The organism is Acinetobacter sp. 40AMC3-4 (assembly GCF_049898185.1).
Classification (GTDB): domain Bacteria; phylum Pseudomonadota; class Gammaproteobacteria; order Pseudomonadales; family Moraxellaceae; genus Acinetobacter.
Genome location: NZ_JAFCXG010000002.1, coordinates 309,275 through 335,192, shown reverse-complemented (window position 1 = coordinate 335,192; position 25,918 = coordinate 309,275). Strand labels below are relative to the sequence as shown.

The 25,918-nt window shown below is 44.0% G+C and carries 28 protein-coding genes and 3 pseudogenes; 26 read left to right on the top strand and 5 right to left on the bottom strand.

Annotated elements, in window-relative coordinates; genetic code table 11:
- Window positions 1–4 precede the first annotated feature (4 nt).
- The 12 genes from nuoG to ACP7BU_RS04285 all read left to right on the top strand — a co-directional run bounded on the left by nuoG (window position 5) and on the right by ACP7BU_RS04285 (window position 12,718).
- On the top strand, window positions 5–2,683 hold the full coding sequence (gene nuoG, locus ACP7BU_RS04340; protein ID WP_425878683.1) for an NADH-quinone oxidoreductase subunit NuoG: 2,679 nt from the start codon (window positions 5–7) through the stop codon (window positions 2,681–2,683).
- Window positions 2,684–2,686: 3 nt separating this feature from the next.
- The gene (gene nuoH / locus ACP7BU_RS04335) at window positions 2,687–3,703 is read left to right on the top strand and encodes an NADH-quinone oxidoreductase subunit NuoH (protein ID WP_004280772.1); all 1,017 of its coding nucleotides are present in this window, start codon (window positions 2,687–2,689) and stop codon (window positions 3,701–3,703) included.
- 18 nt (window positions 3,704–3,721) lie between these two features.
- On the top strand, window positions 3,722–4,264 hold the full coding sequence (gene nuoI, locus ACP7BU_RS04330; RefSeq protein WP_004280771.1) for an NADH-quinone oxidoreductase subunit NuoI: 543 nt from the start codon (window positions 3,722–3,724) through the stop codon (window positions 4,262–4,264).
- Window positions 4,264–4,782: an NADH-quinone oxidoreductase subunit J gene (gene nuoJ, locus ACP7BU_RS04325; protein WP_171054322.1), complete on the top strand. Its 519-nt coding sequence runs from the start codon at window positions 4,264–4,266 to the stop codon at window positions 4,780–4,782. The genes nuoI and nuoJ overlap by 1 nt, the downstream gene beginning before the upstream one ends.
- Complete coding sequence (gene nuoK / locus ACP7BU_RS04320) at window positions 4,782–5,090, top strand: NADH-quinone oxidoreductase subunit NuoK (protein WP_004280769.1); 309 nt, start codon at window positions 4,782–4,784, stop codon at window positions 5,088–5,090. Before nuoJ ends, nuoK begins: the two co-directional genes overlap by 1 nt.
- Complete coding sequence (gene nuoL / locus ACP7BU_RS04315) at window positions 5,087–6,982, top strand: NADH-quinone oxidoreductase subunit L (RefSeq protein WP_253148105.1); 1,896 nt, start codon at window positions 5,087–5,089, stop codon at window positions 6,980–6,982. Before nuoK ends, nuoL begins: the two co-directional genes overlap by 4 nt.
- A 1-nt stretch (window position 6,983) precedes the next feature.
- The gene (nuoM, locus tag ACP7BU_RS04310; protein WP_004280767.1) at window positions 6,984–8,597 is read left to right on the top strand and encodes an NADH-quinone oxidoreductase subunit M; all 1,614 of its coding nucleotides are present in this window, start codon (window positions 6,984–6,986) and stop codon (window positions 8,595–8,597) included.
- 3 nt (window positions 8,598–8,600) lie between these two features.
- Window positions 8,601–10,145, top strand: a complete 1,545-nt coding sequence (gene nuoN / locus ACP7BU_RS04305; protein WP_425878687.1) for an NADH-quinone oxidoreductase subunit NuoN — start codon at window positions 8,601–8,603, stop codon at window positions 10,143–10,145.
- 123 nt (window positions 10,146–10,268) lie between these two features.
- Complete coding sequence (upp, locus tag ACP7BU_RS04300; protein WP_004280765.1) at window positions 10,269–10,904, top strand: uracil phosphoribosyltransferase; 636 nt, start codon at window positions 10,269–10,271, stop codon at window positions 10,902–10,904.
- Window positions 10,905–10,988: 84 nt separating this feature from the next.
- Complete coding sequence (locus ACP7BU_RS04295) at window positions 10,989–11,282, top strand: cold shock domain-containing protein (RefSeq protein WP_004732065.1); 294 nt, start codon at window positions 10,989–10,991, stop codon at window positions 11,280–11,282.
- Window positions 11,283–11,474: 192 nt separating this feature from the next.
- Complete coding sequence (locus tag ACP7BU_RS04290) at window positions 11,475–11,834, top strand: hypothetical protein (RefSeq protein WP_425878690.1); 360 nt, start codon at window positions 11,475–11,477, stop codon at window positions 11,832–11,834.
- A 161-nt stretch (window positions 11,835–11,995) separates the two neighbouring features.
- Window positions 11,996–12,718 (top strand): cold shock domain-containing protein, encoded by a 723-nt coding sequence (locus ACP7BU_RS04285; protein WP_425878692.1) that lies wholly within the window; start codon window positions 11,996–11,998, stop codon window positions 12,716–12,718.
- A 38-nt stretch (window positions 12,719–12,756) separates the two neighbouring features.
- On the opposite strand, the gene gigC is transcribed toward ACP7BU_RS04285, so the two are convergent.
- The gene (gene gigC, locus ACP7BU_RS04280; protein WP_425878694.1) at window positions 12,757–13,635 is read right to left on the bottom strand and encodes a LysR family transcriptional regulator GigC; all 879 of its coding nucleotides are present in this window, start codon (window positions 13,633–13,635) and stop codon (window positions 12,757–12,759) included.
- 85 nt (window positions 13,636–13,720) lie between these two features.
- On the opposite strand from gigC, the gene ACP7BU_RS04275 reads away from it, so the two are divergent.
- The gene (locus ACP7BU_RS04275) at window positions 13,721–14,482 is read left to right on the top strand and encodes a ferredoxin--NADP reductase (RefSeq protein WP_180180497.1); all 762 of its coding nucleotides are present in this window, start codon (window positions 13,721–13,723) and stop codon (window positions 14,480–14,482) included.
- A gap of 174 nt (window positions 14,483–14,656) precedes the next feature.
- Here ACP7BU_RS04275 and ACP7BU_RS04270 read toward each other — a convergent pair.
- Both ACP7BU_RS04270 and ACP7BU_RS04265 read right to left on the bottom strand, forming a co-directional pair.
- Window positions 14,657–15,019 (bottom strand): annotated as a pseudogene (locus tag ACP7BU_RS04270) (transposase domain-containing protein); the annotation flags it as partial.
- A 109-nt stretch (window positions 15,020–15,128) separates the two neighbouring features.
- The gene (locus ACP7BU_RS04265; protein ID WP_005247880.1) at window positions 15,129–15,551 is read right to left on the bottom strand and encodes a hypothetical protein; all 423 of its coding nucleotides are present in this window, start codon (window positions 15,549–15,551) and stop codon (window positions 15,129–15,131) included.
- A 149-nt stretch (window positions 15,552–15,700) separates the two neighbouring features.
- On the opposite strand from ACP7BU_RS04265, the pseudogene ACP7BU_RS04260 reads away from it, so the two are divergent.
- The 7 genes and pseudogenes from ACP7BU_RS04260 to ACP7BU_RS04230 form a co-directional block, all read left to right on the top strand.
- Window positions 15,701–15,916, top strand: a pseudogene (locus tag ACP7BU_RS04260) (ethanolamine permease); the annotation flags it as partial.
- Window positions 15,915–16,400, top strand: a pseudogene (gene eutB / locus ACP7BU_RS04255) (ethanolamine ammonia-lyase subunit EutB); the annotation flags it as partial. The pseudogenes ACP7BU_RS04260 and eutB, both read left to right, overlap by 2 nt.
- A 9-nt stretch (window positions 16,401–16,409) precedes the next feature.
- Window positions 16,410–17,225: an ethanolamine ammonia-lyase subunit EutC gene (eutC, locus tag ACP7BU_RS04250; RefSeq protein ID WP_005247876.1), complete on the top strand. Its 816-nt coding sequence runs from the start codon at window positions 16,410–16,412 to the stop codon at window positions 17,223–17,225.
- Between the two features lie 138 nt (window positions 17,226–17,363).
- Window positions 17,364–17,696: a hypothetical protein gene (locus ACP7BU_RS04245; RefSeq protein ID WP_005106219.1), complete on the top strand. Its 333-nt coding sequence runs from the start codon at window positions 17,364–17,366 to the stop codon at window positions 17,694–17,696.
- A 201-nt stretch (window positions 17,697–17,897) separates the two neighbouring features.
- Window positions 17,898–19,844, top strand: a complete 1,947-nt coding sequence (locus ACP7BU_RS04240) for a mechanosensitive ion channel (protein WP_005247875.1) — start codon at window positions 17,898–17,900, stop codon at window positions 19,842–19,844.
- Window positions 19,845–19,912: 68 nt separating this feature from the next.
- Complete coding sequence (locus ACP7BU_RS04235; protein WP_005106221.1) at window positions 19,913–20,080, top strand: hypothetical protein; 168 nt, start codon at window positions 19,913–19,915, stop codon at window positions 20,078–20,080.
- A 129-nt stretch (window positions 20,081–20,209) separates the two neighbouring features.
- The gene (locus ACP7BU_RS04230) at window positions 20,210–20,359 is read left to right on the top strand and encodes a hypothetical protein (protein ID WP_005247874.1); all 150 of its coding nucleotides are present in this window, start codon (window positions 20,210–20,212) and stop codon (window positions 20,357–20,359) included.
- 29 nt (window positions 20,360–20,388) lie between these two features.
- Here ACP7BU_RS04230 and ACP7BU_RS04225 read toward each other — a convergent pair whose 3' ends face one another.
- Entirely contained in the window at window positions 20,389–21,588 is a 1,200-nt protein-coding gene (locus tag ACP7BU_RS04225) for an NAD(P)/FAD-dependent oxidoreductase (protein ID WP_425878698.1), read from the bottom strand.
- A 187-nt stretch (window positions 21,589–21,775) separates the two neighbouring features.
- Between ACP7BU_RS04225 and ACP7BU_RS04220 the strand changes: the two genes are divergently transcribed.
- On the top strand, window positions 21,776–22,099 hold the full coding sequence (locus ACP7BU_RS04220) for a DUF4870 family protein (RefSeq protein ID WP_044111062.1): 324 nt from the start codon (window positions 21,776–21,778) through the stop codon (window positions 22,097–22,099).
- Here the strand turns inward: ACP7BU_RS04220 and ACP7BU_RS04215 are convergent.
- Entirely contained in the window at window positions 22,096–22,977 is an 882-nt protein-coding gene (locus ACP7BU_RS04215; RefSeq protein ID WP_425878700.1) for a 1-aminocyclopropane-1-carboxylate deaminase/D-cysteine desulfhydrase, read from the bottom strand. The two genes, ACP7BU_RS04220 and ACP7BU_RS04215, sit on opposite strands and share 4 nt — an antisense overlap.
- A 180-nt stretch (window positions 22,978–23,157) precedes the next feature.
- On the opposite strand from ACP7BU_RS04215, the gene ACP7BU_RS04210 reads away from it, so the two are divergent.
- The 5 genes from ACP7BU_RS04210 to ACP7BU_RS04190 all read left to right on the top strand — a co-directional run bounded on the left by ACP7BU_RS04210 (window position 23,158) and on the right by ACP7BU_RS04190 (window position 25,887).
- Window positions 23,158–23,340 carry an NF038215 family lipoprotein gene (locus ACP7BU_RS04210; protein ID WP_085064447.1) on the top strand — a complete coding sequence of 61 codons (183 nt, stop codon included), beginning with the start codon at window positions 23,158–23,160 and terminating at the stop codon, window positions 23,338–23,340.
- A 103-nt stretch (window positions 23,341–23,443) separates the two neighbouring features.
- A complete protein-coding gene (locus ACP7BU_RS04205) occupies window positions 23,444–24,067 on the top strand; it encodes a LysE family translocator (protein WP_004280739.1) in 624 nt (207 codons plus the stop codon).
- A 93-nt stretch (window positions 24,068–24,160) separates the two neighbouring features.
- On the top strand, window positions 24,161–24,835 hold the full coding sequence (locus tag ACP7BU_RS04200; protein ID WP_425878703.1) for a CsgG/HfaB family protein: 675 nt from the start codon (window positions 24,161–24,163) through the stop codon (window positions 24,833–24,835).
- 12 nt (window positions 24,836–24,847) lie between these two features.
- Entirely contained in the window at window positions 24,848–25,225 is a 378-nt protein-coding gene (locus ACP7BU_RS04195; protein ID WP_422195689.1) for a DUF4810 domain-containing protein, read from the top strand.
- Window positions 25,222–25,887 (top strand): DUF799 domain-containing protein, encoded by a 666-nt coding sequence (locus ACP7BU_RS04190; RefSeq protein ID WP_425878705.1) that lies wholly within the window; start codon window positions 25,222–25,224, stop codon window positions 25,885–25,887. The genes ACP7BU_RS04195 and ACP7BU_RS04190 overlap by 4 nt, the downstream gene beginning before the upstream one ends.
- The last annotated feature ends 31 nt before the right edge of the window (window positions 25,888–25,918 follow it).

Here is a 25,918-nt window from a genome sequence, read left to right as displayed (position 1 = left end):
GACTATGGCTACAATTCATGTCGATGGCAAATCGTATGAAGTCAACGGCTCGGAAAACTTGCTACAAGCATGTTTGAGTCTTGGCATTGATATCCCATACTTTTGTTGGCATCCATCCTTAGGTTCTGTCGGTTCTTGCCGTCAATGTGCCGTGACCCAGTACGCGAATCCAGAAGATACGCGTGGCCGTTTGGTCATGTCATGTATGACGCCAGCATCTGACAATACCTACATCTCGATTGAAGACAAAGAAGCCAAAGATTTCCGTGCTTCGATTGTTGAATTCTTGATGACCAACCATCCGCACGACTGTCCAGTCTGTGAAGAAGGGGGTCACTGTCATTTACAAGATATGACTGTAATGACGCAGCATGACCGTCGTCGCTACCGTTTCACGAAGCGTACCCATTACAACCAGGAGCTTGGCTCATTCATTTCTCACGAAATGAACCGTTGTATCGCGTGTTACCGTTGTGTGCGTTATTACAAAGACTACGCAGGTGGTACGGACTTCGGCGTGTATGCCAATGCATCACGTGTGTACTTCGGTCGTCCTGAATCAGGTACTTTAGAGTCTGAATTCTCGGGCAACCTGACTGAAGTATGTCCAACAGGTGTATTCACCGACAAAACTCATTCGGCTCGCTACAACCGTAAATGGGACATGCAGTATGCGCCAAGCGTATGCCAAGGCTGTTCTTCAGGTTGTAATATCTCTCCGGGTGAACGTTATGGCGAACTTCGCCGCGTAGAAAACCGTTATAACGGTGAAGTCAACCAGTACTTCTTATGCGACAAAGGCCGTTTCGGTACAGGTTATGTGAACCGTGAAGACCGTCCGCGTCAACCACAATTCCGTCAAGGTGCAACTGTTGAAACTGTTTCAGTGGATGCAGCACTAGACACGGTCATTGCAAATATCCAGGGCAAAAAAGTATTGGGTATTGGTTCACCGCGTGCATCACTTGAGTCGAACTTCGCACTTCGTGAGTTGGTGGGTCAAGAGAACTTCTCAACAGGTCTATCTCAAAAAGAGCAAAACCTGGTTGAACTTGCTGCTTCTATCATGCAAACCGAGGGTGTTTACAACCCGAACATGCGTGAAATTGAAAGCTACGATGCTGTGTTAATTTTGGGTGAAGACCTCACACAAACTGCGCCACGTATGGCTTTATCTGTTCGCCAGGCTGCGAAAAATAAAGGCAAAGAGATGGCGGCAGAGCGCCGTACGCAAGAGTGGTTGGCTGAACCGGTACAACGTATTGCACAAGATGCGAAATCTCCGATTTACATCCTGGCTGCGACACAAACCCGTTTGTCTGATGTTGCTGAAGGTGAAGTGGTTGCTTCTCCAAACGACATCGCACGTTTAGGTTTTGCAGTTGCTGCAGCAGTTGCGGGTGAAACGATTCTTGGTTTAGATGACGATGCCAAAGCATTTGCACAAACCATTGCGGACACTTTAAAAGCTGCGAAGAAACCACTGATCATCTCAGGTACAAGCTTGCAAGATCCTGCCATTATGGAAGCTGCTGCACAAGTTGCACAGAATCTGGGTAATGCAGGTCTGACCTTGACGGTTCCTGAAGTGAACTCGATGGGTATGGCAATCTTGGGTGGTCAAAGCCTGGAGCAAGCATTTGCACAAGATTACAATACTGTGATTGTGGTTGAAAACGACCTTTACCGTCGTCTTCCTGCTGCACAGGTCGATGCTGCACTTGCAGGCAAAGATGTGATCGTACTGGATCACTCTGAAACTGCAACAGTGAAAAAAGCCGACATCGTACTTTCTGCTGCATCGTTTGCTGAAGGTGATGGTACTGTCGTTTCTCAAGAAGGCCGTGCACAACGTTTCTACCAAGTGTATGACCCAAGCTACTACAATCCTGAATTGGCGATCAAGGAATCTTGGCGCTGGTTACACGCTCTGGAAACAGGCGTAAAAGGCAAAGCGATTTCTTGGACTTTACTGGATGATGTGATCGAGTCAGTGGCGAAAAACGTTCCTGCGCTTGAAGGCATTCTGGATGTTGCACCTGATGCGGGCTTCCGTGTTCATGGCTTGAAAGTGGCACGTGAACCACGTCGTTACTCAGGTCGTACTTCAATGCGTTCGCCATTGTCTGTACATGAGCCGAAACAGCCTACAGATAAAGACTCCGCATTAACATTCTCGATGGAAGGTTATGTCGGAGACCAGACTCCATCTCCACTGGTTCCATTTGCATGGTCTGCAGGCTGGAACTCGCCACAAGCTTGGAGCAAGTTCCAGGAAACTGTAGGTGGTTCACTCAAAGGTGGTGATTCAGGCGTTCGTTTATTCGACCGTTTGGCAAAACGTCCGGCACGTACCTTCGTGGCACCGGCACCTGTTCTGGTCAATGCTGAAAGCTTCCGTCTGGTACCAATGCACCATATCTTTGGTTCAGGTGAATTCACGGTAAAAACACCAGCGATGGAAACGCGTATTCCTGAAGCGGTATTTGCAGTGGGTGAGCAGGATGCAGCGCGCCTGAATGTTCAAGATGGTCAGACAATCACGGTGAAAGCAGGTGAGACATCAATCGTTCTTCCAGTTCAAGTGATTGAATATTTACCGACAGGTTATATTGGCTACCCAATCGGTCTGGCACCGACGGTATCTCTTGCAGAGCCTGTTTCAGTCGCGGTAGGAGTGTAATTCATGGAACAAGAATTAATCCGTCAAACGCCGCTGTGGGCTGAAAACTGGCCAATTGCCTATTCAGTCATTCAAGCGATTGTGATCTTGCTGGTTGTAGTACTGATCGCTGCGTTGATGTCTTTTATTGAACGTCGTTTACTCGGCTTGTGGCAAGACCGTTACGGTCCGAACCGTGTTGGTCCGGGTGGTATGTTCCAGATTGTTGCCGACATGCTGAAAATCATGTTCAAGGAAGACTGGACACCTAAGTTTGCTGACAAATTGACTTTCCGTATGGCGCCAGCAGTTGCGATGGCAACTGCGGTGCTGTCGTTCATGGTTATTCCTGTATCACCTTATTTAGGTGTAGCAGACATGAACATCGGCCTGTTGTTCTTTATGGCAATGGCGGGTATTGCAGTTTATGCAGTCCTGTTCGGTGGCTGGTCATCAAACAACAAATATGCCTTACTGGGCGGTTTACGTTCTGCGGCTCAAACCATTTCGTATGAAGTGTTCCTGGGGATCTCGTTGATGGGTGTGGTGGCAATTGCCGGTTCATTCAACATGCGTGAAATCGTTGAAGCGCAAAAAGATGTCTGGTTTGTGATTCCTCAGTTCCTTGGCTTCCTGATCTTTGTGGTTGCGGGTGTTGCGGTCACGCACCGTCACCCATTTGACCAACCAGAAGCAGAACAGGAATTGGCAGAAGGTTACCATGTTGAATACGGCGGTATGAAGTGGGGGATGTTCTTCGTTGCGGAATACGTCAACGTGGTACTGATCTCTGCATTGATCGTGACTTTATTCTTCGGTGGCTGGCTTGCGCCATTCAACCTTGATATTCCGTTCCTTCCAGCAGCATTCTGGTTCATTATCAAAACAGCATTCTTTGTAATGATGTTTGTACTGGCGCGTGGTTCATTAATGCGTCCACGTTATGACCAGGTGATGAACTTTGGTTGGAAAATTTGCTTGCCATTGGCGTTGGTTAACCTTTTGGTAACTGGTGCTGTGATTCTGATGAATCAGGCCTAAGACAGCAGGGAGAACAAAATGTTTAAATTTCTAGCTGGATTCGGGTCAATCGTTCGTTCGTTGTGGATGGTGTTCAGCCACGCAACACGTAAACGTGACACCATTTTATATCCGGAAGTGCCGGCCGAAGAAATCGTGCCACCACGCTTCCGTGGTCGTATCGTATTGACGCGCGACCCTGATGGCGAAGAACGCTGTGTGGCATGTAACCTGTGTGCGGTTGCCTGTCCGGTAGGCTGTATTTCACTACAAAAAGCAGAACGTGAAGATGGTCGCTGGTATCCGGAATTTTTCCGTATCAACTTCTCGCGTTGTATTTTCTGCGGTATGTGTGAAGAAGCGTGTCCAACCACTGCGATTCAGATGACCCCGGACTTCGAGCTTGGCGAATATGTTCGTCAGGACTTGGTCTATGAAAAAGAACACCTGCTGATTTCTGGTCCTGGTAAATATCCTGACTATAACTTCTACCGTGTAACCGGTATGGCAGTTGCAGGCAAGGACAAAGGTCAAGCACAGCGTGAAAGTGCACCTGTTGATGTACGGAGTCTATTACCATGATGTGGCCATTTTATTTAATGGCCCTCGTGGCCATTGTCTCTACGGTTCGCGTGGTGACTAACGCGAATCCGGTACATGCTTTATTAAGCCTGATCGTGTCATTGCTTGCAGTCGCAGGCATGTTCCTGATCGTCGGTGCGCCATTCGCTGGTGCGCTGGAAGTGATCGTTTATGCGGGCGCGATCATGGTGTTGTTCGTGTTCGTGGTAATGATGCTGAACCTGGGTGAGCAGACCGTTGAACAAGAACGTAAATGGTTGACTTCATCGGCTTGGGCTTATCCGGCGTTGATGAGCTTCCTGATCGGTTTGGTGCTGGTATGGGTATTAAACTCTGATTACACACAAGCTTCACTGGTAATGGGTACAGAAATGGTGGGCCCGAAAGCAGTGGGTCAAGCACTCTTTACGCAATACTTGTTGTTGGTTGAAGTTGCCGCGATGTTATTGCTTGCTGCCTTGGTAGCTGCATTCCATTTGGGTAAACGTGAACCAGATGCAGAAGAGGAAAAAGAATAATGGGCAACATCCCTTTAGAGCATGGTTTGATCGTTGCATCTATTCTCTTTGCACTGGGTTTTTACGGTGTAATGGTGCGACGCAACCTACTATTTATTTTAATGAGCCTTGAAATCATGATGAACGCTGCTGCTTTAGCGTTCGTCCTGGCGGGCAGTGCATGGGCACAGCCAGATGGTCAGATCATGTTTATCCTGATCCTGACGCTTGCTGCGGCAGAGGCTTGTATTGGTCTTGCGATCGTCCTTCAGTTCTATCATCGCTTCCATCACCTGGATGTGGATGCTGCTAGTGAGATGCGCGGATGAGTTATTTATATCTAACAATTTTATTTCCGCTCATTGGTTTTGTCCTGTTAGCGGCGGGGCGTAACAAGCTTCCGGAATCTGTTGCAGCAATGATTGGTGTCGGTGCAGTCGGTTTATCTGCACTGTTCGCACTGATTGCGGGTATGGACTTTGTGAATAATGGTTCAACTGCAGTTGTGCAACATCTCTGGACCTGGTTCAGTGTTGGCGGTTTTGCTCCGGGCATCAGCTTGCAGCTGGATGGCTTGTCTTTATTGATGCTGGGCATGGTCACTGGTGTGGGTTTCTTAATTCACATCTTTGCATCATGGTACATGCGCGGTGAAGAAGACTTCGCACGTTTCTTCTCTTACTTCAACCTGTTCGTTGCAAGCATGTTATTGCTGGTATTGGGTGACAACCTGGCGTTGTTATTCCTGGGTTGGGAAGGCGTAGGTCTGTGTTCATACCTGCTGATCGGTTATTACTACCAGAACCCTGCAAACGGTCTGGCGGCAATCAAGGCATTTACCGTGACCCGTATCGGTGACGTATTCTTGCTGATTGCCATGTTCCTGATCTTCCAGCAATTCGGTACCTTGAACATTCAGTACATCGTTGAAAATGCAGCGACTGTAATGACCCAAAGTTCATCTCTGACCATCTGGACAGCATTGTTATTGTTCTTGGGTGCGGCGGGTAAATCTGCACAGATCCCGTTACAAACATGGTTAGCCGATGCGATGGCAGGTCCAACACCTGTTTCTGCATTGATCCATGCTGCAACGATGGTAACAGCGGGTGTTTACCTGTGCTGCCGTCTATTCGCAGTCTTTGAACTTGCACCAGAAGTGATGGTATTTATTTCGATCACAGGTGCGGTGACCTTGCTTGTGGCTGGTTTTGCTGCACTGGTTCAAACCGACATCAAACGTATTCTGGCATACTCAACCATGAGTCAGCTCGGTTATATGTTTATGGCGGTAGGTGCTGAAGCATACCAGGCAGGTCTGTTCCATATGCTGACTCACGCATTCTTCAAGGCATTATTGTTCTTGTCGTCTGGTGCGGTGATTCTGGCTTACCATCACGAACAAAACATCTTCAAGATGGGCGGTCTGTTCTACAAGAACAAATTCCTGTTTGCATGTTTCGCGATTGGTGGCGGTGCATTGGCAGCGATTCCATTCCTAACGATTGGTTTCTTCTCAAAAGATGCGATTCTTGCTGCAGTCTGGACGCAAAGTCATATTGCTGGTTTACCAGTGTATAACACGCTGTACTGGGTGGGTGTTGCAGGTGCATTCTTAACGTCTATTTATACATTCCGTTTAATCTGGGTTGTATTCTTCGGCAAAGAAAACACGCCTTATCATGAAATCAAAGGTGCAACTTACTGGGCGCCACTGGCGATTCTTGCTGTACTTTCAACAGGTCTCGCGATCGTACTAAAAGCACCGGTAATGAGTATTCTGGATGCTGCACAAATTCCAGCCTTCATTATTCCTGAAGCGCTTGAAGCAGGTGCACATGGTGCTGAATACATCGCAATTGCTGTTGCTTTGACAGGTCTTGCAGTGGGTGTAGTACTGTTCGCTTTTGCTTACAATGCAGTCAAACGTTTTGCAGCCACTTCTGTAGGTGCTGGCCTGGTCAACATCTGCCGTAATGCATTAGGTTTCGATACGCTGTATGACCTCATTTTCGTGAAGCCATATTTAATGTTCGCGAAGATCTTTGGTCGTGATCCTATTGATGGCCTATGGCTGGTACTTCCTGCACTTGTTAAAGGTGGTCACAGCTTTACAAGTTCACGTCAAACCGGTTCACTGCGTGAATATGCATCTAGTATGGGGCTCGGTGTCGTTGTCCTACTGATGATCTTGATCGTGATTCAGGTCGTGGGGAAATAAAATGGAAGCTCCAAACAATATTATTTTGCCGGCTCTGATCCTCATTCCGTTCATTGCAGGTTTCATATGCTGGTTGGTCGATAAACTCGACCAACACTTGCCGCGTTATATCGCGCTGATCGGTATGCTGGTGACCTTGGTCTTGACCATCGTCCTTTGGCAGACTGGTACTTACAACTATGAATTAGGCGGTGCTACACCTTCGTGGGCTGCCGAATTCAAATTGCCTTGGATTCAAACCCTGGGCATTAACATTCACTTAGCAGTGGATGGTTTATCACTTCTTATGGTTGGCTTGACTGCACTCCTGGGTGTATTGGCAGTAGGCTGTTCATGGGGCGAGATTCAAAAGAACGTTGGTTTCTTCCACTTGAACCTTTTATGGTCTTTAGGTGGTGTCATCGGTGTGTTTCTGGCGATTGACTTATTCCTGTTCTTCTTCTTCTGGGAGATGATGCTGGTGCCGATCTACTTCCTGATTGCCCTTTGGGGTCATAAAGGGGCAGAGGGCAAGTCACGTGTTTATGCAGCTAACAAGTTCTTCATTTACACGCAGGTTGCCGGTTTGGTGATGCTGATTGGTATCCTTGGTCTGGTGACTGTGGGCTATACCATGACGGGTGAAATCCGTTTCGACTATAACTATCTATTAGGTGTGGCGAATACGCTTGATGCTCAGGCGCCAGCGGTGGCTTATGCATTCATGATCTGTTTATTCATCGGTTTTGCGGTAAAACTTCCAGTTTTCCCATTACACGGCTGGTTACCAGATGCGCATGCGCAAGCACCAACAGCGGGTTCTGTCGATCTTGCGGGTATCTTGATTAAGACTGCGGCGTACGGTTTATTACGTTTCGTGATTCCGTTCTTCCCGGCAGCGTCTGCACAGTTTGCAGACTTCGCAATCATTCTTGGTTTAATCGGTATTTTCTACGGTGCTTGGTGTGCTTTCCAGCAAACCGACATGAAACGCCTGTTGGCTTATACCTCTATTTCACACATGGGCTTCGTTTTACTTGCGATCTACGCAGGTAACATCCTGACCTTCCAAGGTCTGATGATCATGATGTTGGCACATGGTATTTCATCTGCTGCACTGTTCATTATGTGTGGTCAGGTATATGAGCGTGTGCATACGCGTGATATGCGTTTGATGGGTGGTATGCGTGGTCAATTCCCGTATCTTGCATTCTTCCTGATGTTCTTCGTTGCGGCGTTGGTGGGTATTCCAGGTCTAGGTAACTTCATTGGTGAGTTCCTGATCCTGATGGGTGCTTATGCGAAATTTCCGGCGTTTACCATTCTTGCGGCAATCAGCTTGGTATTTGCGGGTTTGTACGGTTTGATCCTGATTCACAAAGCCCTGTTTGGTGTACCAAATGAAGCACAACAGCAGCACTATACAAATCCATTAAAAGATCTAAATGCACGTGAAATCGCATTATTGTTGATCTGTGCGTTTGGTCTACTTTGGCTTGGTCTATATCCACAAAGCTTCCTTGACGTTTCTAACTCAAGCATGGCGTGGTTAGCGAATAGCTACATTCCAGTTCAAGAAGTGGTTGAAGTTGCTGATCAAGTAACGACTCAACTTGAAAATGTGGAGATCCAATAAGCCATGAACTTCACAATGTCTTTTTCTGAGCTTATGCCTCTAGCACCTGTGATGATCGTGTCGTTAACTGCGATCGTCGTGATGTTGCTGACCGCAATCAAGCGTAACCATAACTTGGTGGCTACCACCACGGTGATTGGTTTAAACCTTGCTGCGTTCTATATCATTTTCGTTTTGTTGGCAGGCGTGTTTGCACCTGCCAACGTGATGAATCTGTTCATCGTAGATCCATTTACGATGCTGTACCAGTTTGTGATCCTGATTGCTGCACTTGCATGTGCAACGCTATCTCACGCGTATATCGAAACCTATAAAGATAACCGTGAAGAGTTATATATCCTGATGCTGACATCCGTTGCGGGTGCCATGCTAATGGTGGCTAGCTCACACTATGCATCATTCTTTATCAGCCTTGAGTTGATGTCGATTCCTGTATATGGCTTGTTGGCATATACACATCAACGTTCTCAATCGCTTGAAGCGGGTGTGAAATATCTGGTGCTTTCAGCAACTGCGTCAGCAATGCTGCTCATGGGTATGGCATATATTTATGCATATACAGGTACTTTAAGTTTCGTGGCTGAACCAGGCAAACTGTTTACTGTATTCAGTCAACCGGCTGTCGTGATTGGTCTGGCATTAATTGTATTTGCAGTAGCATTTAAATTATCGCTGGCACCATTCCACAAATGGACACCAGACGTATATGCTGGTGCACCAGCGCCAATCGCGACTTTCCTTGCGACTGTTGCGAAAGTAGCCATGATTGGTCTGTTTGTTCGTTATGCGTTGTCTTCGGGTCTAATTCTGGCAGACAGCTTCGTCACGATCATCTCAATTATTGCGGTTCTGTCTATCCTTGCAGGTAACTTGCTGGCGGTTCGCCAAGTGAACTTGAAACGTATCTTGGCATACTCTTCAATTGCACACTTTGGTTATTTGCTGGTTGCCATCGTAAGTTCACGTAATACGGATTTCTTACAAGTTCAAGGTTTCGCGACTTTTGAAAGTGTAAACGTCTACGTGATTACCTATGTATTAACCACGATCGGTGCGTTCGGTGTCGTTACGCTGATGTCTAGTCCGTATAACAATACGGATGAAGCGGGTGGCTTGGCTGAATACCGTGGTCTGTTCTGGCGCCGTCCAGTCTTGACTGCTGTATTGACGGTGATGATGCTGTCTCTTGCAGGTATTCCTTTAACTGCCGGCTTTATCGGTAAGTTCCTGGTGATTAAAACTGCGGTTGCAGGCGAAGCCTGGTTCCTGACTGCGATGGTTATCTTGGGTTCTGGTATCGGTCTATACTACTACCTGCGCGTAATGGTTGTGCTTTACATGACACCACCTGAAACACCACGTTTAGATGCGGTGAATCATTGGGGTCAAAAAGTGGGCGGTATCATGGTACTTCTTGCTGCGCTTGCGGTACTTGTGATCGGTGTCTACCCAGATCCAGTAATTGCAGTATCTAAATATGCATTCTTTGCCATGTCACCTGAATTGCAACAGTTCATTTTCACTTTGGTTCAAAGTGGTTTTAACTAATATCTGCAAAGATTGACGTTATTACAAAAAAGCCTCCATGATTGGGGGCTTTTTTATTTATACAAATCAATAAAAGCCTTTATAATAGCGGAAATTTATCTTTAACCTTTTAGGTGTTCTCCCGTGGCAATCCATGAAATCCGTCATCCACTCATTCGACATAAGCTTGGTTTACTCCGTCGTGCAGATATCAGTACCAAGAATTTCCGTGAGTTAGCTCAAGAAGTGACCATGCTTCTAACTTATGAAGCAACTAAAGACCTGCCAATGGTTGAACATGACATTGATGGCTGGAATGGTGCTGTTACAGTTGACCGTATTGCGGGTAAAAAAATCACGGTTGTGCCAATTCTACGTGCCGGTATTGGCATGCTCGACGGTTTCCTGAACCTGATTCCAAGTGCAAAAGTATCGGTACTTGGTTTAGAGCGTGATGAAGAAACTCTGGAAGCACGTACCTATTATAAAAAACTGGTTCCAGACGTACAAAACCGTATCGCGATGATCATTGATCCAATGTTGGCGACAGGTTCTTCTTTAGTGGCTGCAATTGATGTACTGAAAGCCAGCGGCTGTAAAGACATTCGTGTGATGGTTCTGGTTGCTGCACCAGAAGGCATTAAGCGCGTAGAAGCTACGCATCCGGATGTCGTGATTTTTACGGCTTCTATCGATAATGGTTTAAATGAAAATGGTTATATCGTTCCAGGTCTTGGCGATGCTGGCGATAAAATCTTTGGTTCAGTTCAAAAAGACTAATTTTTGAATATGATGAAAAAAGGGGCTACTACAGCCTCTTTTTTATATAATGTAGACAGGGCATTTTCAGGATAGGACAATAGCATGAAAGATGAATTGTATCAGGGCAAAATCAAACAGTATGATCCTGCCAAAGGTTTCGGTTTTATTGGCTGCGCTGAGGGAGATGTATTCTTCCATATTTCAGACTTCCCTGCGGCAGAAGGCGAGCCAAAACGTAATGAACGCGTGAAATTTAATGTTGTTGAAAATGGCGATAAGTACAAAGCGATCAAGATTGAACGTGTCGAAGACAACTCAAAGAAAGCTAAAAAAACCAAAGTGGCAACACACAATAAATCAATTACATCGGCATTGTTAAATAACTTCCGTGGTTAATGGATTATTCTCATAATTAATCTTTTTTAATCACATTTAAAAAGAGGCTTTCGAGCCTCTTTTTTTATAGCACCACCGCTTACATATTTAAAGAGACAGATAACACATAAAAAATCCACCGAACAGCAACAATGCTGAACATTTCCTTGGGCTTAGAATACAAATTAAATGAAGTCTATAGAGAAAAGTGTCATGTTTAGGGATGGAAAAATTAAAACTTACGATTCCGAACGTGGTATGGGTACTTTGGAGTTGATAGGAGAAGCTCAAGATTTAAGTTTCAAGTTACAGGATTTACCTTCGCCTGAAATTGAGCCACAAATTGGAGATCGGCTTAAATTTAGAATCATTCCCCAACAAGGCAGCATGACATTAGACAACATGGTACGTCTAGATATTAAAGTGCAGGATGAATTTGTGCCAGAAGTCGTCGCCTTGCAATCCTTGGCACCCACAGTCGCTGTTCCTGTACGTAATTCACTTTTCTTTAGTCCGACCCTTTGGTTGGCAATGGCATCAGCTGTTGGGTTTATGATTTTTGGTGAAGTATAAATAAAAAAGAAATTTTAATTTTTTACTTTTAACTAGGGATCTATTCTTCCGCTATAAGATGCACATCTAGTTTTTGTGTTTCTGCTTTAGAGAATTTTACAAAAGATTTTCATTCTCTTTTTGATTACAATGATAAAAAATATTAAAGATAAGAGCGAATTATGTTTCAAGAGGGGAAAATCAAAACCTATAATGAAGATCGTGGTTTTGGTTTTATTCAGATCGAAGGGCAATCCAAAGATTTATTTTTCCATGTCAAAGACTTTCCCAATAAAAATATTCCGCCAAAAATGGGGGAAAAATTAAAGTTTTTGATTGTGGAAGATAATGGAAAGTTTAAGGCAAACCATATTGTTCGCTTGGATATTAAGCAAGAAGTTCCTGTTACACAAAACAATGATCTACATAGAGATATTGAAACCAGAGCTTCTCTACGTTATGAAAAGAAAAAATCATCAACTACATCAAAAATAATCACACTATCAGGACTGGTGATTATGGTGATTCTTGCTGTTCTTGTTTATAACAAATACCAAAGCTACCAAATTCGAAAACAGCAAAAGCTGGAAAGACTGATGGTAGAGCAGCAACGAATTGTCGCTGAGCAACGAGCAGCGCAAGGTGATCTACCTATGCAAGGATTATCTGAGCAGGGCAGGAAGAACCTGGAAAATCGCGGCACTGAGTTAAGAAGCCAAAGTAACCCCGTTAATCCGAAAACTTCAGAAACGGCTGCACCATCTGTATCTCAATTTAAATGCGATGGTCGAGAACACTGTAGTCAGATGGGTTCTTATGAGGAAGCATTATTTTTCATTCGTAACTGTCCAAATACTAAAATGGATGGTGACGGCGATGGGATACCATGTGAAAGTCAGTTTTGATGAATCCTAAAAAAGCACCTGAAGGTGCTTCTAATATTTTAGCTTTCACAAAAATTCATAAAGGCTCTCAGACCTGGACCCTGATATTTCTGGCGATGTACCAGCATGAACAGCGGACGAGTCAGCGACCAGAATGGTGTATCCAGAATTACCAGTTGACCTTTTTCACGTAAAGGCTCAATCGCAAGTTTGGAAATGCAGGACATACCAATTCCGCCCGCTACAATTTTTAAAATCGCTTCATTATGACCGAGTGTTAGACGGATATTGGCATCTGGTACATCTTTCAAGATGGTATTGTCAAACACCTCACGGGTACCTGAACCTTCTTCACGCAAAATCCATTCTACAGATTTGAAATCTTCAGCGGTTAGTTCACGGTTCAATTGCGCAAGAGGGTGGTCTGGCGCACAGCACACAGCCAGCTCATCATCACGCCAATGGATACATTGGAGCTGTGGCAAATGACATGAACCTTCAATTAAGGCAAGATCCAGCTGGAACTGATTCACCGCTTCAATCATTTGACGGGTATTACCGACTTGAAGCTGTAAATGTGCTTGCGGCTTGATTTTCAAGAAATCGGCCATCAGGTCAGGAATCAGGTAATCTGAAATCGTCAGGGTTGCACCCAAACGTAAATCGATACTTTGAAGCTCACCTTTAGCGACTTGTTCAAAAGATTCACAACGACCTAAAATTTCCAGGGCTTGAGGGAGAAGAAAGCGCCCTAGGTCATTTAGCTGTAAACGTTTGCCTAGACGGTCAAATAGTGGAGCACCCAGACCATCTTCCAGATCTGCTAAAGCCATACTAGCCGCACTTTGTGTAAGCTTGACGGCATCGCTAGCCTTCGTTACGGTACCCTCTTGTGCCACTGCTACAAAAACAGCCAATTGGCGTAAAGTCATGCGCATGAGTAGAGCCTTAACATTTAAAAAATATTAATAAATTATGTTGCCATGCTACCATGAGCATAGTCTTTCATGCCACGTTGAAATCATGTCAATTGAAAAATTTACCCGAGAAAAAGTTTTATCTGTACACCGTTGGACCAATACATTATTTAGTTTTACGATGACACGCCCAGCACATTTCAAATTCACGGCAGGGCAGTTTGCGCGTATTGGTTTACAAGTGGGGGATGAACTGGTGGTTCGTGCCTATTCGGTAGTGTCATCTCCTTTTGATGAAACTCTGGAGTTTTTCTCGATTGTCGTTCCAGAAGGTAAATTTACTTCCAATTTACAGCACCTCAAAGTCGGGGATGTGCTGCATCTGGAAAAAATTCCTTATGGTTATCTGACTCTGGCACGTTATCAATTGCCTTTGCCTAAAGACTTGTGGTTACTGGGTACCGGCACAGGGCTGGCACCGTTTATTTGTATGTTGCAAGACTTTGAAACCTGGAGCAAATACGAAAAAATCAATCTGGTTTATAGTGTGCGCACCCGGGCAGAACTCGCTTATGTAGACCGGATTCAGGAAATCGCCGAGACCTTTGGTGAAGGACATACCGGTTTTAAGTTTATCCCGATTATTACCCGTGAGCCTGATGCACCTTTGCACGACCGTTTACCGATTTTGATTGCCAATGGTGAGCTGGAAAAGGCAGCAGGTATCGCGTTTAATCCGGAAACGACGCATGTCATGCTTTGTGGTAACCCGGATATGGTCGATGATACCAAAGAAGCTTTAAAAGCCCGTGGCCTGACCATGAACCGCCGTGGTGAAGGCAATATTGCAGTCGAGAATTACTGGTAAGGTTGAAGGATTTATGAGCAAAACCCCCTGCTTGAAGGCAATGCGGTTCCTTTAACAGGAGCGGCATTGTGATCTAAGGGATAACGGTTTTTTAACATTTTGACTCTCCGAAGCCTTGTAGGCCTCTCTAAAACAAACTACCTATCCCTGTCTAAGTTCCGACAGCCCAGCCGGATAATGCTCTTGTCCCCAGTGCTGATCGGTCTGGTGAAATAGCCACTCCACAGAATCTGCACCAAGATGTTTACGTGTATTGGTTAGACTAATGCGCGTCAGCAAGTCATAAGAGGCTAACCACTGAGTGCAAATATTGAGTCTTCTTGCTGCTTCATGGATGAGGACATCACGGAAAATCGCCATTCCAAGAACCAGCCAAAGTACCTGATCCGCAGGCAAGCACCGCCTGCGAATAGTCGCGGGACTGCTCAACCTAAGTGTGGACTTGACCCACTCAACGGGGATATTGTGAATAAAAGTACTCAGATTCGAGAGCTTAAACAGATTGTTAAGATCTAAAATATCCTGCTGAAATACCATAAAAAAATCCGATGCCAAACCTGACATCGGATTCTCTAATGAATTCCAAAATGATTCAAATGCTTAAGTAAACAGCATTGCCCATTGCGGAGGTTTTTTCGATTCAAGCTTAATGCACAAACATATCCATTGATTCACGGATTTCCTGAATGGCGGTTTCGACATCGGGACTGAGCCAGGTCGGTTCAAAAAATCCGGCATAGTGCTCAATACGGTCTGCAGGCACCACCAGGCGCACTGGACAGTCTTCTTCCAGTAAACGCCACGGAATAATCGGCACTTCATTATCCAACCATGCCGTTACATCTCGAATATCGATAATCATCGCATTGACACAGTCCGGAAAAGGCATCACGGAAAATTCTTCGGTACGACGGCGGAAATATTCCAGATCCTGCCAGCGCAGCAGGAAGCTTGGCTTGCTGAATTCAATAATTCCAATCAGATGCTGATCACGGCTGTAGTGCAGCATGCATTGATGTGTGACGTCAGTATCAAGATCAAGCGATACACTTTGTTGACGATACGCCATATAACTCGGGTGTATAAATGAGAAGGTGGATAATTATAACGCATTTCATCGCTGAAAGGCAGCGTCTCAACTGTCTTCACTAAAGCCTGCGGAACTGGTATGGCTTATGCATATTTTCAGGGAACAACGATAAAAACAACGAGGTTGCTATGTCAGAGTCAAAAAGTGTGATTGATACCAGTGTGACTGAAACAGCAGTACAAGAAGATTATTTTGCCTTGCGCCAGCTCAAGAAAGGCGCCGTAGGTTGGCTGCTTCTCGTCGGTCTGGGGGTCGCGTATGTGATTTCCGGTGACTTCGCTGGCTGGAATTTTGGTTTGGCACAGGGGGGGGGAGGCATGTTTATTGCGACCATTGTGGTGGCATTGCGTGGACCAGCAGACCGTGGAAGCGCGTGCCTACGCTGTAGCGCGTAAGTTTAATCCCTTGCTGGTCAATACTGTAGTCGGCTTTATCGGGCCGGAATATCTGTATAACGGCAAACAAATTATCCGGGCCGGGCTGGAAGATCATTTCTGTGGCAAGCTGCTCGGTGTACCAATGGGCTGTGATATTTGCTACACCAACCATGCCGACGCCGATCAGGATGATATGGATATACTGCTGACCTTGCTCGCCAATGCCGGCCTGAATTTTATCATGGGGATTCCCGGTTCAGATGATGTGATGCTGAATTATCAGACGACATCCTTTCATGATGCTCTTTATATTCGACAGCTATTAGGACTGAAACCGGCACCTGAATTTGACCATTGGCTACAACAGCAAGGCATTTTGGCGCAACAGTCCAATCAGCTGTACTGGCCGACCGAATTGCCGAAGCAATTTTCACGTCTGATCTTGTCTTGAAGAAGTGCTATGAAACTGATTGCCGATGTAAAATTTGAGTCCCAATTACAGGATAATCCTTGGCAGAAGTTAAAAGCTTTTACCGATGCACGGATTGCCTTAGGTCGAACTGGGGGTAGCTTGCCGACTCGACCAAGTCTGGAATTTCAGTTGGCACATGCGCAAGCTAAAGATGCGGTACTGAAGCCACTTGATGTTGAATTCTTAAAATCTGGCTTAGCTAAAACGGGACTGCCTATTCTGGAAATTGAAAGCCAGGCGGTAGAGAAAGATCTTTATCTTAAACGTCCCGATCTTGGGCGTGTGCTTTCAGAACAGTCCAAAACGATATTGCAGCAATACCGGGCCGAACATCAGCAACATTGGGATGTAGCCATTGTGCTGGGAGATGGACTATCAGCACGTGCCATTGAGGAAAATAGCCTGCATTTTATTCCGGCCTTGCTAGAGGCATGCAAAGAACAAGGCTGGCAGATTGCCCCCTTAGTGATTGCCCGTGGCAGTCGTGTGGCACTGGGTGATGAATTGGCAGAAATTTTACAGGCGAAAATGCTGGTCATGCTAATTGGCGAACGGCCGGGTTTGAGCTCACCCGATAGTATGGGAATTTATTACACTTATAATGCTTTTAAAGGGTGTCATGATGCCTTGCGCAACTGTATTTCCAATGTCCGTTCTGCGGGCTTGGCCTATCCACTAGCTATCCAGCGACTGGTCGCATTGATGCGTAAATCCTGTGAGTTACAGCTTTCAGGGGTGCAGTTGAAAGATGAACACGAAACCCCAGTCGATATGCAACATAGTCCAGCCAAACGGCTATTTTAAAGTAGCATCTAGCAGAGAATTCTGATGGATTAGTGACTTACATCCCGTCACCATCTCACCATGTTTTGTCACAGAAGCCCTATTCACAGCTTGTTATTCTAAAAATCTACTTATGAATAACAAAGAGTGAGGATGGTTATGGTCGATGATTTCAATAAAAAACCACCTTTAAATCATCAGGCAGACGTGACGCAGAAAAAGCGTATCCCTGTTTATATCTTGATTTTGGTCGGTATTTTTTTACTCGCACTACTGTTCTATATGTTTGCTGACATGAATCCAGATGCGAATGATGCTCCTGCAGGACATCCAAATCCGAATGTACAGCCTGCTACCCCAAATAATTCAACTCCAGTCGGTGAGCCTACACAAGGCACCGCCACCATGAATGATGGAACGGAAGCTACAGCAACCGTGGGTGATGGCACAGAAGCAACAGCAACTGCGACTGATGGACAGGCGACTCAATAACTGAAAATACCTGAAAAGCTCTAGTGAACCACTGGGGCTTTTTTGCAATGGATGGTGATGTTTTAAGGTAGTGCCATCTACCTGGCTTGAGCCTGAAAACATCAAATCTAATATGAATCCGGAAAAAGAAGGGGCTGATTGTTTCAGGGAGATGCCCCCGATTTCAGATAAATAGCTTAATAACAAAGAGGGTAGAACAACATGAATGATTATATGAGAAGCCCGCGTGGTGGCTTCGATGCCATGTACTATTGGGATCAGTTCCATCCCATTCTTAGTGCAATTGCCATATTAGTAATTGGCTGGATCATTGCGTTACTGGTCTCGGCAGGCGTTAAAAAGCTCTTGCAAAAACTGGGCACCAATACACATTTAAATACGGCGACAGGTCATCACTCCAATGTGGAGAGCATTATCGCCCGCGTCGTGTTCTGGATTATTCTGATTATTGCCGTGATTGGTGCGCTGAACGTGCTCAATCTTACCAGTGTCAGCGGTCCATTCAGTAATATGATCCAGCAGTTCCTGTTATTTATCCCGCAGTTACTAGGTGCAATTGCAGTCGGATTCATAGGTTGGATTGTGGCCAATCTGGTGAAGATAGGGCTACAAAAACTGCTAGACCGAACGCAACTCGATGAAAAACTCAGTGCTGAAGTCGGTGTCAGTCCGATTAGTAAAAACATCAGTGAAATTGCTTACTGGTTAATTTTATTACTGTTCTTGCCAATCGTGCTGTCTATTCTGGGTCTCAACGGTCTGCTGTTACCAGTTCAAAATATGCTGACCGATGTTGTTAGTTACTTACCAAACATCTTCATTGCTGCAGTCATCATTTTTGTCGGTTATATTCTGGCGAAAATTGTGCGCGGTATTGTTGAAGGACTATTAAACAGTCTGAACGTACAGCAACATGCTGAAAAAGTAGGCATCTTCAAAAACTCGAATGTTTCTCAGGTGATTGGTTCATTTATCTTCGCCGTGGTGATCATTACGGCACTGATCATTGCATTTGAAGCATTGGGTATCGAGGCCATTTCTCAGCCTGCTACAGCCATGCTATATGAAATCATGAATGCCATTCCGAATATTATCGCTGCTGCGTTGATTCTGATTCTGGCGTATGTGGTCTCTAAACTGGTAGCACGTCTGGTAGTTGAAGTAGTTGCCGGTACAGGTGTTGATGAAATTCCTGCCAAACTGGATATCCAGCGTTTTTTAGGCACGACTAAACTTTCCAGTGTAGTCGGTTTCCTGATCGTTTTATTCACCATGCTATTTGCGGTATCTGAAGCAGCGAACCGTCTGGGCTTTGAACAGATCAGTGGTCTGATTGCAATGTTCATCTACTTCGGTGCCAATATCCTGCTCGGTGCGGTGATTCTGGTAATCGGTTTCTGGCTGGCAAATATTGTTGCGAATATCGTACAACGTGGTGAATATAACAGCTCACGCTGGTTAGCCAATCTGGTTCGTGTTCTGATCATGGGACTCGTTGTGGCAATGGGTCTGCGTGCCATGGGTATTGCCGATTCAATTGTTAACTTGGCATTTGGTCTAACTTTGGGTGCTGTAGCAGTGGCATTTGCCTTGGCATTTGGTTTGGGTGGTCGTCAACCTGCGGAGCGTGTACTCACAGATTTGATTGATAAAGCCAAACGAGAAGCTAAAGAACCCAATCCAGTCAAAGAAAAAGCTGAGAACAGCATATTTTCTGGATTAGGTAGCAAGACCACAGGTACAAGTGCAGCCGACATGTCAGGTACTACAGGTGCGGCGATGGGTATGAGTTCTACAGATAGCTCAATGAGCCAGTCCTCTGGTGGTTCGCAAACTGCTACGGGTACTAGCGATTCCTCAATCACAACTCCAGGAGCAGGCATCGTGCCAAATCAGGATTCAGACAAGAGTACGCCTATGAGTACGGATTTATCCCATACTACCCCGGCAATCCTTACCACTGCACCACAGGATGATGAGTCATTAGGTATTGATCCTGTCAATCCGGATGCGGATCAGGCCGTACCAGATTCAGTAAAAGTCGATCCGACTCATCCACCAGCCAATAATCCATTTGGTTCAACCGGAGAAAAAGAGCCAGATGTCGATATTGACCGTTCAACTCAGAAAAAAGATGACCTGAAATAACCTTTTATTTTTAAGCAAAATCGACCACGCTCATGTGGTCGATTTTGTTCAGTCATAAGGAAAAATGAATGAATACCAAGAAACCTAACAAAGTTCTGGCGCCTTTAGTCATTGCAGGAATTACGATTGGCTTTTTTACCGCTGCCTATCGATTTATTTTTGTAAAGAGCAAGCAGGACGAGCAGTCTGAGCGGGAGCTGGATAAGAAAATACCAGAGGCAGACGAATTTAACTGAGAAGTCAATCCTGCTCAGTCGCTAGGAATAGAATTTATTTTTTAAAAAATATAGAATATTCAAGTGAATACTAAAATGATTTTGGTATTTTTCTTGCATTAAAAATATAAAGAAAAGGAGATCAACAATATGTGGAAAGCACTGCAACATAAATTCATGGCATCTTCAGCAGATGACTTACCGCTATGTCTGCGAGAAGCTCAAAAAATGCAGCTGGCGATTGACCGTCTAACCAATACGGCCAATCTTAACCTGTTTAAAACAGATTATCTGGAATGAGTTAAGTAGCAATCCAGATTATCTATTGATTAAATATATTCCGATGCGGCATGTGCCGATGACCATGCCCATTGGAAATTATAACCGCCCAAATGTCCAGTAACATCCAGCACTTCACCAATAAAATACAAGCCTTTCTGCTTTTTACTTTCCATGGTTTTTGAGGATATTTCTGTAGTGTCTACACCACCCAAAGTCACCTCCGCTGTACGGTAGCCTTCAGTTCCTGAAGGTTTCACTTCAAAGCCATGCAGACGTGCCGCAATCTGTTCCAGCTTGTCATCGCTGATATTACCAATGGCAGTTTCAGCGCTTTCAGTCCAGATCAGATTTTGTAATTCAGCCACCACACTTTTCGGTAAATATTCATTGAGTAGTGTACGTAACAAGACTTTGGGCTGGCTTTGTTTTTTGGATTTGAAGAAATCCAACAGATCAACACTTGGAAGAAAATCTACCTTAAAGCTCTGCCCGACATTCCAGTAATTGGAAAGTTGCAGGGAACTTGGCCCACTCAAACCACGATGGGTAAATAGTAGTGCTTCGGTAAAGCTGTTGAGTTCATTGGAGAGTGTTGCTTCTACGGCATTGCCGCTTAAGCGCGTGGTGACTTCTTTAAATCCGTCAGAGAAGGTAAATGGAACCAGTCCGGCACGGGTTGGATAGACGTGATGTCCAAACTGTTTTGCAATCTCATAGCCAATGCCTGAACCGCCAAGCGTAGGAATCGATAAACCACCAGATGCCACGACGACAGATTCAACTTCAAAATATCCTAGTGAGGTCGCCACTTGAAAGCCTTGATCATCGACTAGATTGACTGCTTTCACTTCGCAGCTGGTTTTAATATCGACCAGACCGGTTTTGTCACATTCCGCTAGCAGCATCGACAAGATATCTTTTGCACCATTTAAGGTAAACAGCTGTCCATGTTTGCGCTCTTCATAAGCAATGCCGTATCCACATACCAAGCCGATAAAGTCCCAGTTGGTATAACGCGTTAAAGCTGAAATCACAAAATGTGGATTGTGTGAAATGTAATTGCTCGGTTCGACTTCCAGATTGGTGAAATTACATTTACCACCGCCAGACATCAGGATTTTTTTGCCAACCTTATTGGCTTTTTCCACTACCACGACTTTACGCCCACGTTGCGCAGCCATATACGCCGTCATTAAACCTGAGGCACCGGCACCTATGACTAGAACATCGTATTGCTTGGAAGACATCACACACTCAAGGGAGAAGAAAAGGGAAGCATTATAGACAATTTTATTTCAGCTTTCTCTATTCCAGAAAAATCAGTTCCGTGATTGCAGATTCACAGTGGATTTTAAACATAAAATATTTGAAAGCTGTCTAAAACTCATGCATAGTTTTTGTACAAACTAAAAACATAATAACAAGGAAAAGCGAATGGCAAGCGCGGAAGATTTAAAACAATATAATCTCATTACTTATATTCTTTATATTTTAGGATTTTTTCTTGGTCTGACCCCATTTATTGCGATTGTGATGAATTATATCAAGCGTGATGAAATGCGCGGTACCTGGCTGGAAAGTCATGTCGACTGGCAAATTAAAACCTTCTGGATCAGTTTGCTGGGCTATATCGTCGGTGGCTTATTGACTGTGATCTTGATTGGTTTCCTGATTGTATTTCTGGTCTTTATCTGGCATATCTACCGCTTGGTCAAAGGGTTAATTGCCTTAAATAATAATCAACCGATTGAAGCTTAGGTTGCTGTAAAACCAAAGGGAATATGACGGCCTTGCAGACCACCAGTATGAATCACCAACAGTTTTGATCCAGCCGGAAAATAATTTTTCTCGATTAGATCAAAAATCCCCATCAGCATTTTAGCCGTGTAGATCTGCTCCAGTGGAATTGCAAATTCCGCTTCAAAATCCCGGATAAACTGCATCAAGGCTGCACTGGTTTTGGCATAGCCACCACAGCAATAATCATCGAGAATATTCCAGTTGGTTTTATTCGTTAGTTGAGCGATTTCATCTTTTAAAAATGAACCTTTCAGTGCAGAAAATCCTAAAACCTGTTGATGCCCATGACTGGCTTCGATCAATCCGCTGATGGTGCCACCGGTGCCTACTGCACAACAAATCACATCAAATTGCGCATCGCCATCTTTTAATATTTCCTGACAACCTTGAATCGCCAAAGCATTGGTTCCACCTTCAGGAATAATATAATGTTCAGGAAATTGTCGAGCGAGTTCGGCCAAATACTCAGGCTGTTGCTTGCGTCGATATTCATCACGACTGACGAAATGCAACTGCATCCCGAATTCTTGGGCGGTGGCTAATGTTGGATTCAATGGGTGATCAGCCAGTTCTTCACCTCGAATCATACCAACACTCTGAAAACCAAACTGCTGTGCGGCAAATGCAGTAGCGGCAATATGATTGGAATAAGCACCTCCAAAACTCAGAATATGCTGATAATCCTGTCTTTTGGCTTCAAGAAAATTGTATTTCAGTTTAAAAAACTTGTTGCCCGAAATTTGCGGATGCACCAGATCCAGACGACGTATTGTTAAAGTAATATCGTGAAAATTAATCTGTTGATCTGGAATATTTTGAGCAATTTTTTCAAACATAGACATTAAGATAGTAGGTTATTAAAACATTATAGCGGAAGTGCTAAAAATCAGAGCTTTTCAATAAGCCATTATTCGCTGAGAGCTATGGAGTTGGTTGTAGATTGTCACAAATATTCTGCTGATAATTTAAATAACAATGCTAATCTAAACAGAGGAAACCCTGAGGAGGGTAGAATAATGAAAATATTATCCTATGCTGTGTGGGTCGGCATGCTGCTCAGTCTGTCGGGCTGTGATGATGCGATGAATAAACCTAAAACAGAAACCCGCACCATGATTATTGGTGGCGTACCTGTACATGAGCAGGATTATCAACTGCTAGACAAGCATTTGAGTGCTCAGGATCAGTTAAAACCTTAAGTAATTGCCATAGTTAAAATTCATGACAAATCCAGAAATTTTTACAGCAAATCGTCAGGTTTTTGCTTAAAATAGCCCTTCAATTTTTAAGTCAGGTTATCTCGTGGAATCATTCTGGATTTTAGGTTCGATTGCTTTTGCCCTGATGTTAGGCGCAATGAGCCCCGGGCCGACTTCTATTTATGTGGCAAAAAACTCAATTGCCATTTCACGTAAACATGGTTTATTTACTGCATTGGGTACTGGTCTCGGTGCAGCGATTTTTGGTCTGTTGGCGGTTCTCGGTTTGCAGGCATTTTTACTAGCTGTACCTTCAGCTTATCTGGCCTTAAAAATTTGTGGTGGTTTATATTTACTTTGGCTGGCGTTTAAAATCATTAAACATGCCAAAGATCCAATCGAAGCGGATACAACCATTAGCAAACAGATGTCTTTACGTCGTGCCTTTACCACCGGTTTAATCACGCAGTTGTCCAATCCCAAAATTGCGATTGTGCTAGCCAGTATTTTTACCGCGTTATTGCCCAAAGAAATTCCAACATATTTTTATTTTGTTTTGCCTGTCTTATGTTTCTTTATTGATGCAGGCTGGTGTTCACTAGTCGCAGTTGCATTATCTGCGGAAAAGCCACGTCGTGTTTATTTGAAGTTTAAGGCTTTGTTTGACCGCGCAGCAGGCGCAGTTATGACGGTACTTGGCTTAAAATTAATTTTTGGTATGAAATAAATAAAAAATAAAATATTTCAGATTTTGTTTAATTGTTTACTAATATTGTTATCATTCCTTGATTTTTAAATTACTAAATATCAGAGGGATGATATGTCTAATAAAAGATTGTTAATTGCTGCGTTTGGGTGTTTCACGTTTACCGCCTGTTCTACTACAGAGACTTCTAAAACGATTCAAGCTCCCCAAGTAACCGCTGCGACTGCGGCTGTTAAATATAATGGTATTAAAACTCCGGTATCAATTGGTAAGTTTGATAACCGTTCGAGTTATATGCGAGGCATTTTTTCAGACAATGTTGATCGTTTGGGTGGTCAAGCTAAGACTATTTTAGAAACACATTTACAGCAATCGGGTTATTTTTCTGTCCTTAATCGAGATAACTTGTCCGAACTTCAACAAGAATCTGGCTTTAATAAAACATCACAATCTATTAAAGGTGCACGTTATGTACTTACAGGTGATGTATCTGAATTTGGCCGTAAAGAAGTCGGTGATCATCAATTTTTTGGTGTATTGGGCCGTGGTAAAACTCAAATTGCTTATGCCAAGGTAAATTTAAATATTGTAGATGTAAAGACAGCTGAAGTAGTTCATTCTGTTCATGGAGCAGGTGAGTATGCACTGAGTGAGCGAGAAGTGCTAGGTTTTGGTTCATCAGCTTCTTATGATTCAACACTTAATGGGAAAGTTTTAGATTTGGCTGTACGTGAAGCAGTGAATAATCTTGTACTCGATATTCAAACCAATAAATGGTCTAACAAATAATAGGTTTGAAGCATGAAAAAATTATTCCTATTAGTGGGATGCTTAGTTTCACTAAGTTTAGTAGGGTGTGTAAGCGCACCAAAATCACTATACAGCTGGGGACAATATCCACAGCAAACATATTTACTTTTAACTGTTCCAGAAAAGGTTTCTCCGCAAGAGCAGATTGTTAAACTTGAAAAAGATATTGAAAAAGCGAAAGCAAAAAATGCGGCAGTTCCACCAGGTCTATATGCACATTTAGGTTTGTTAAATCTCAATATTAATAATGGCCCACGTGCAATTGAATACTTTGAATTAGAACGACAAGTTTATCCTGAGTCAACTATCTTAATGGATCGTTTATTGCAAAAAATGACAGGTGCAAGTGTGATGGGAGCGAAAAAATGAAAAATTTATTCGCTTTAAGTGCAGTAGCAATTTTATTTACAGGTTGTACTATGGCACCTCAAAACACGCGTGATTTGAGCAGCTATACAGCCCATATGCCAAAATCTATTTTGGTAATGCCACCTGTAAATGAATCACCGGATACGCGAGCACCTTATAGTTATTGGTCAACAGTAACAGTTCCAATTGCGGAAGCTGGTTATTATGTTTTCCCAATAAGCGTAGTTGATACCATGTTTAAAGAAAATGGTGTCTACAATGGTTCTGATGCACAGATGGTGAGTCCACAAAAATTAAAGGAAATTTTCGGTGCAGACGCAGCACTTTATATTAAAGTAAAGGAATACGGTTCTAAGTATCAAGTAATTCAAACTGTAGCAACAGTCGCAGTTGAGGCAAAACTGGTTGATCTGAAAACAGGTGAATTACTTTGGGAAGGGACCGAGAAACAACAGCTTGCTAATAATAATAGCAATGCAGGATTGGTTGGCATGTTAGTGGGCGCTTTAGTAGATCAGATATCTAATCATCTAAGTGATAAAGCATATGTATTATCAGGAACAGTTAGTCATTTACTATATACACCTCGTTTGCCACAACAGAAAGGTTTGCTATATGGACCTCGCTCACTACATTTTGCGCAAAACTCATTGAATCCTTAATACTATACGCTATAAAAAAAGCCCCTAGTCG

Bases quoted from the DNA above. Each gene is read 5' to 3' on its own strand.
- ACP7BU_RS04210 (WP_085064447.1), top strand. From the start codon at position 23,158: ATGAAAATATTATCCTATGCTGTGTGGGTCGGCATGCTGCTCAGTCTG.
- ACP7BU_RS04215 (WP_425878700.1), bottom strand. From the start codon at position 22,977: ATGTTTGAAAAAATTGCTCAAAATATTCCAGATCAACAGATTAATTTT.
- ACP7BU_RS04195 (WP_422195689.1), top strand. From the start codon at position 24,848: ATGAAAAAATTATTCCTATTAGTGGGATGCTTAGTTTCACTAAGTTTA.
- ACP7BU_RS04265 (WP_005247880.1), bottom strand. From the start codon at position 15,551: ATGGCGTATCGTCAACAAAGTGTATCGCTTGATCTTGATACTGACGTC.
- nuoJ (WP_171054322.1), top strand. From the start codon at position 4,264: ATGTGGCCATTTTATTTAATGGCCCTCGTGGCCATTGTCTCTACGGTT.
- ACP7BU_RS04200 (WP_425878703.1), top strand. From the start codon at position 24,161: ATGTCTAATAAAAGATTGTTAATTGCTGCGTTTGGGTGTTTCACGTTT.
- gigC (WP_425878694.1), bottom strand. From the start codon at position 13,635: ATGCGCATGACTTTACGCCAATTGGCTGTTTTTGTAGCAGTGGCACAA.
- ACP7BU_RS04230 (WP_005247874.1), top strand. From the start codon at position 20,210: ATGTGGAAAGCACTGCAACATAAATTCATGGCATCTTCAGCAGATGAC.
- nuoG (WP_425878683.1), top strand. From the start codon at position 5: ATGGCTACAATTCATGTCGATGGCAAATCGTATGAAGTCAACGGCTCG.
- ACP7BU_RS04225 (WP_425878698.1), bottom strand. From the start codon at position 21,588: ATGTCTTCCAAGCAATACGATGTTCTAGTCATAGGTGCCGGTGCCTCA.
- ACP7BU_RS04240 (WP_005247875.1), top strand. From the start codon at position 17,898: ATGAATGATTATATGAGAAGCCCGCGTGGTGGCTTCGATGCCATGTAC.
- nuoH (WP_004280772.1), top strand. From the start codon at position 2,687: ATGGAACAAGAATTAATCCGTCAAACGCCGCTGTGGGCTGAAAACTGG.
- nuoK (WP_004280769.1), top strand. From the start codon at position 4,782: ATGGGCAACATCCCTTTAGAGCATGGTTTGATCGTTGCATCTATTCTC.
- ACP7BU_RS04220 (WP_044111062.1), top strand. From the start codon at position 21,776: ATGGCAAGCGCGGAAGATTTAAAACAATATAATCTCATTACTTATATT.
- nuoN (WP_425878687.1), top strand. From the start codon at position 8,601: ATGAACTTCACAATGTCTTTTTCTGAGCTTATGCCTCTAGCACCTGTG.
- nuoL (WP_253148105.1), top strand. From the start codon at position 5,087: ATGAGTTATTTATATCTAACAATTTTATTTCCGCTCATTGGTTTTGTC.
- ACP7BU_RS04235 (WP_005106221.1), top strand. From the start codon at position 19,913: ATGAATACCAAGAAACCTAACAAAGTTCTGGCGCCTTTAGTCATTGCA.
- ACP7BU_RS04245 (WP_005106219.1), top strand. From the start codon at position 17,364: ATGGTCGATGATTTCAATAAAAAACCACCTTTAAATCATCAGGCAGAC.
- ACP7BU_RS04295 (WP_004732065.1), top strand. From the start codon at position 10,989: ATGAAAGATGAATTGTATCAGGGCAAAATCAAACAGTATGATCCTGCC.
- ACP7BU_RS04285 (WP_425878692.1), top strand. From the start codon at position 11,996: ATGTTTCAAGAGGGGAAAATCAAAACCTATAATGAAGATCGTGGTTTT.
- ACP7BU_RS04275 (WP_180180497.1), top strand. From the start codon at position 13,721: ATGTCAATTGAAAAATTTACCCGAGAAAAAGTTTTATCTGTACACCGT.
- ACP7BU_RS04190 (WP_425878705.1), top strand. From the start codon at position 25,222: ATGAAAAATTTATTCGCTTTAAGTGCAGTAGCAATTTTATTTACAGGT.
- nuoI (WP_004280771.1), top strand. From the start codon at position 3,722: ATGTTTAAATTTCTAGCTGGATTCGGGTCAATCGTTCGTTCGTTGTGG.
- ACP7BU_RS04290 (WP_425878690.1), top strand. From the start codon at position 11,475: ATGTTTAGGGATGGAAAAATTAAAACTTACGATTCCGAACGTGGTATG.
- nuoM (WP_004280767.1), top strand. From the start codon at position 6,984: ATGGAAGCTCCAAACAATATTATTTTGCCGGCTCTGATCCTCATTCCG.
- eutC (WP_005247876.1), top strand. From the start codon at position 16,410: ATGAAACTGATTGCCGATGTAAAATTTGAGTCCCAATTACAGGATAAT.